1 protein-coding gene, 7 tRNA genes and 1 rRNA gene (1 of these 9 running past the window's edge) are annotated in these 5,212 nt (G+C 40.7%); all 9 read right to left on the bottom strand.

All coding sequences use genetic code 11. The annotated features are described in order from the left end of the window. Positions 1–496: 496 nt before the first annotated feature. Positions 497–570, bottom strand: a tRNA-Arg gene (locus tag CCC31_RS12225). Positions 571–654: 84 nt separating this feature from the next. Then, a complete protein-coding gene (locus CCC31_RS12220; RefSeq protein ID WP_290850063.1) occupies positions 655–1,953 on the bottom strand; it encodes a GH25 family lysozyme in 1,299 nt (432 codons plus the stop codon). 149 nt (positions 1,954–2,102) lie between these two features. Then, positions 2,103–2,186: transfer RNA gene (locus CCC31_RS12215), tRNA-Leu, on the bottom strand. A gap of 22 nt (positions 2,187–2,208) precedes the next feature. Next, positions 2,209–2,281: transfer RNA gene (locus tag CCC31_RS12210), tRNA-Val, on the bottom strand. Between the two features lie 31 nt (positions 2,282–2,312). Continuing rightward, a tRNA-Ile gene (locus CCC31_RS12205) sits at positions 2,313–2,386 on the bottom strand. 5 nt (positions 2,387–2,391) lie between these two features. Then, positions 2,392–2,464 (bottom strand) — tRNA-Thr (locus tag CCC31_RS12200). Positions 2,465–2,510: 46 nt separating this feature from the next. Continuing rightward, positions 2,511–2,582: transfer RNA gene (locus CCC31_RS12195), tRNA-Glu, on the bottom strand. A gap of 37 nt (positions 2,583–2,619) precedes the next feature. Then, positions 2,620–2,691 (bottom strand) — tRNA-Asn (locus CCC31_RS12190). Between the two features lie 109 nt (positions 2,692–2,800). After that, a 23S ribosomal RNA gene (locus CCC31_RS12185) occupies positions 2,801–5,212 on the bottom strand; it runs 476 nt beyond the window's last position.

The raw sequence follows: 5,212 nt of genomic DNA, 5'->3' as shown, positions 1-5,212 counted from the left end.
CTGATCTCCTCCATCATAAGCATATATTCACCATCTGCTTCAACTAAAGTGCTACTTCCCTGACCTACATCCAGCACCCATATATTGCATTCTTCCTCATTAAGAAGCATTTACAAACTCTCTGTACTAGTTTCAATTTCATTTTCATCACAATTATTGGAAGTCGTTCTATCAATAACCTTGACTTTCATCATTATAATAATCTATATCTTCACATCCAACTGATAATATTAATATCATTGCTACATATGTAAATAATTTAATTAATTTTTTCATTTCTATTTCAAATACAAACTCTTTTGTATTTGAAACTCTCCTTTCTAAGATTATATATAATAGGCGTTTGCAAAACGCCACAAGCCGCATAAATACGGTGTTTTTACTTTAGCAAAAATGCTTTAATCTTATATATATGTTTATTACAATCATAATATATTTCAAAATATATTATATTTTTTAAACAAAAAATCCTCTAGATAAATCTAGAGGATTTTAATGTACGTGACAGGATTCGAACCCACGACCTTCTGGTCCGTAGCCAGACGCTCTATCCAGCTGAGCTACACGTACATACAATATCGTTTTACGCGACATTGCATATTCTACATTAAAATTAGTAAAATGTAATATTATTTTATATTTGTACATAATTAATTATTTATATGTAAATTTATTATTATCTGTAATTTTATTATTTTTACATATAAAGCTAACATTTAGATCTAAAGGATAATTACATCCTTTCATTCTTCCTTTATCTGAATATTGCCAAATAAATACATTTTCTAAATCATAATCTCTAAAATCATTCTTATCATATGTCCATCTTGCAACCCAAAGCCCATATTTTGCCAATTTATTTGTATATAAGAAATCTCTAAAATAGTTTGCATCGGAATATATTACTGTATTATATCCTGCATCTTCTACTGTCTTGCAAAATGCATCAATAATTTTTGTGTTTTTCTTTTTTAATTTTCGCTTTCTTCTGTAATCATTTTCAAAATCATATGCTATTGGATAATCAATATTATATTTTTTCATTTTCTTAATTACATATTTTGCTTCCTTCTTTGCTTCACGTATGTTATCAGCATAACTATAAAAATATACGCCAATCTCTACTCCATTAGCTTTTGCATTTTTCATATTATATTTAAATTTTTTATCCTTTATTCCACCCTTTTTAGAATCTCCATACCCTATACGAATCATTGCAAAATCAACGCCTGATTTTTTTATTTTTTTCCAATCAATTTTTCCATTGTGATGTGATACATCAATTCCTTTTTCCTGAATAGCCATTCCATAACTATTAGATATTTTACTTGTATATGTTATTCCATCTATATTTTCAAATGCCTTTACTTTGTATTTATATACTAACTTTGCATTTAATTTAGTACTATTATTTAATATGTTATATTCTGTATTTTTATCAATATATTTTCCTTCATTTTCATATACTGTTCCTATTTTATCCCAATTTTTATTATCTGAACTTTTATATACATAATATCCTGACGCATATGGATTAATATCCCAAGTGATACAAATTTCATCACCCTTTCCTGTTTTTGCAGTAACGTTTGTTACTGTCTTTGGATCTCCAACTATTTTCTCCGATTCATCACTTTCTGCAATTTTTTTTGAATACCTATATGAATATATAACGTATCTATATTCTTCACCTGTTTCAACATTTTCATCTAAATATTTATTTCCATAATTTACTGTATCATATTCTTCAAACTTTCCATCCTGATTAGTTCTATAAACTACATACTTTGTCGCATTTCTAACTACATCCCATTTTATTGCTATTCCATTTTCATTATTTTTAGCATAAACAATTTTGTTATTGATTACTTTTGCCTCTGTATTCACATTATTACAAAATATAATTCCCGTCATCAAACATATGCTTGTAACTGCATATAATAATTTTTTCATTATTTTTCCCTCATACCTTCTTTAATTTTTCAGATGTATCTTATACTAATACTAATTATAAACTATTCAACATTAAGCAATATTTTAAGACAATACCTTAAAATATAAACTAATGCATAAAAAAACAAGCAACCTAAGTTGCTTGTCTATGCCGGCGACCGGAATCGAACCGGTACGATATTGCTACCACAGGATTTTAAGTCCTGCGCGTCTGCCAGTTCCGCCACGCCGGCTTCCTCAGGCTTTTCGCCTTGATGGGACCTACAGGGCTCGAACCTGTGACCCCCTGCTTGTAAGGCAGGTGCTCTCCCAGCTGAGCTAAGATCCCTTGCTGTTTTCTTCTTTTCTTTTGAGTTCAATGGACCTGCGGGGACTCGAACCCAGGACCGACCGGTTATGAGCCGGTTGCTCTAACCAACTGAGCTACAGGTCCAAAAAAGCCGATGAACGGACTCGAACCGTTAACCTGCTGATTACAAATCAGCTGCTCTGCCAATTGAGCCACATCGGCATGTCTTTGCTTTCTTGTTTCCTTTTTCTGTTTCTTCTATCTTTAATGACTCCAAGGGGATTTGAACCCCTGTTACCGCCGTGAAAGGGCGGTGTCTTAACCGCTTGACCATGGAGCCTCATTTCTTCTCTGTTTACTTCCTTATACAATAAAAACTCCCCGAGTAGGGCTCGAACCTACAACCCCTCGGTTAACAGCCGAGTGCTCTACCATTGAGCTATCGAGGATTATTTCTTTTTTTCTTTTTCTGTTTTGATTATACATTCAAAACTGCACACCAACTAATCTTCCAATCTCTTTCCTTCCTTGGATAACTTTTCCTCAAATTCCTTCCTTATGGTTAAGCCCTCGACCTATTAGTATCAGTCAGCTGCACGTGTTACCACGCTTCCACCTCTGACCTATCAACCTTGTAGTCTTCAAGGGGTCTTACTACTTTCGTATGGGATATCTCATCTTGAGGGGGGCTTCACGCTTAGATGCCTTCAGCGTTTATCCCTTCCAAACTTGGCTACTCTGCCATGCATTTGGTAATGCAACAGATACACCAGAGGTTCGTCCATCCCGGTCCTCTCGTACTAAGGACAGCTCCTCTCAAATATCCTACGCCCACGCCGGATAGGGACCGAACTGTCTCACGACGTTCTGAACCCAGCTCGCGTACCGCTTTAATGGGCGAACAGCCCAACCCTTGGGACCTACTACAGCCCCAGGATGCGATGAGCCGACATCGAGGTGCCAAACCACTCCGTCGATGTGAACTCTTGGGAGTGATAAGCCTGTTATCCCCAGGGTAGCTTTTATCCGTTGAGCGATGGCAATCCCACTTTATACCACCGGATCACTAAGTCCTACTTTCGTACCTGCTCCACCCGTCGGTGTCGCAGTCAAGCTCCCTTATGCCTTTGCACTCTGCGAATGGTTTCCGACCATTCTGAGGGAACCTTTGAGCGCCTCCGATACCCTTTCGGAGGCGACCGCCCCAGTCAAACTCCCCACCTGACATTGTCCACCAGCCGGTTCACGGCTGCATGTTAGAAACCCAATACTGCAAGGGTGGTATCCCAAGGGCGACTCCTCGCAAACTGGCGTTCACGTCTCCTAGTCTCCCACCTATCCTGTACATGCAATATCGAATCCCAGTATCAAGCTAGAGTAAAGCTCCATGGGGTCTTTCCGTCCTGGCGCAGGTAACCAGCATCTTCACTGGTACTTCAATTTCACCGGATGCATTGTCGAGACAGTGCCCAAATCATTACGCCTTTCGTGCGGGTCGGAACTTACCCGACAAGGAATTTCGCTACCTTAGGACCGTTATAGTTACGGCCGCCGTTTACTGGGGCTTAAATTCAAAGCTTCGCTTATGCTAACCTCTCCTCTTAACCTTCCAGCACCGGGCAGGCGTCAGCCCATATACATCACCTTTCGGTTTCGCATAGACCTGTGTTTTTGCTAAACAGTTGCTTGGGCCAATTCTCTGCGGCCTGATTTCTCAGGCACCCCTTATCCCGAAGTTACGGGGTCATTTTGCCGAGTTCCTTAACAATGCTTCTTCCGTCGGCCTTAGGATTCTCTCCTCATCTACCTGTGTCGGTTTACGGTACGGGTACAATGTACACTATAGCGGCTTTTCTCGACAGCCAGCTCACCAGCTTCGCTACTTTTATTTCGCTCCGCATCACGTCTTCAGATTGAACAGCGGATTTGCCTACTGTTCTCCTACCTCGCTTGCACCGGCTTTTCCATTTCCGGCTCTGGCTCTCTGTCTGTGTCCCCACAGTTCTGATACATTGTAGTACAGGAATCTCAACCTGTTATCCATCGACTACGTCTTTCGACCTCGCCTTAGGCCCCGACTTACCCAGGGCAGATCAGCTTTACCCTGGAAACCTTAGATATTCGGCCGTGAGGATTCTCACCTCACTCTCGCTACTCATTCCGGCATTCTCTCTTCTTATCCCTCCACTGCTCCTTTCGGTACAGCTTCGTCGAGCTAAGAATGCTCCTCTACCAATGACTATGTCATTCCTCAGCTTCGGTGTTGTGTTTTAGCCCCGGACATTTTCGGCGCAGGACCTCTCGACTAGTGAGCTATTACGCACTCTTTGAATGTATGGCTGCTTCTGAGCCAACATCCTAGTTGTCTTCGAAATCCCACATCCTTTTCCACTTAACACTCACTTTGGGACCTTAGCTGGAGGTCTGGGCTGTTTCCCTTTTGACTACCCAACTTATCTCGTGCAGTCTGACTCCCAATCATCATCTTTACGGCATTCGGAGTTTGATAATCTTCGGTAAGCTTTGACGCCCCCTAGGATATTCAGTGCTCTACCTCCGCAAGACTAAATTGAGGCTAGCCCTAAAGCTATTTCGAGGAGAACCAGCTATCTCCGGGTTCGATTGGAATTTCTCCGCTATCCACACCTCATCACCACCCTTTTCAACGGATGTGTGTTCGGACCTCCATTGCCTTTTACGGCAACTTCATCCTGGACATGGATAGGTCACCCGGTTTCGGGTCTACTCTCACTGACTTTTCGCCCTGTTAAGACTTGGTTTCCCTTCGGCTCCATACCTTAAGTACTTAACCTCGCCAGTAAGCGTAACTCGCCGGACCGTTCTACAAAAAGTACGCGGTCGAGCATGTATAGCTCTTCCACAGCTTGTAAACACAGGGTTTCAGGTTCTCTTTCACTCCCCTCCCGGGGTTCTTTTCACCGTTCCTTCACAGTACTATGCGCTATCGGT

The organism is Eubacterium sp. LMAG:50 (genome assembly GCF_008680265.1).
GTDB classification, from domain to species: Bacteria; Bacillota; Clostridia; order Lachnospirales; family Lachnospiraceae; genus Eubacterium_U; species Eubacterium_U album.
Note: the sequence above shows the minus strand (reverse complement) of the source record. Positions and strands in the feature narration are given on the sequence as shown.

Coding starts and splice junctions, on each gene's coding strand:
- CCC31_RS12220 (WP_290850063.1), bottom strand. CDS start 1,953: ATGAAAAAATTATTATATGCAGTTACAAGCATATGTTTGATGACGGGA.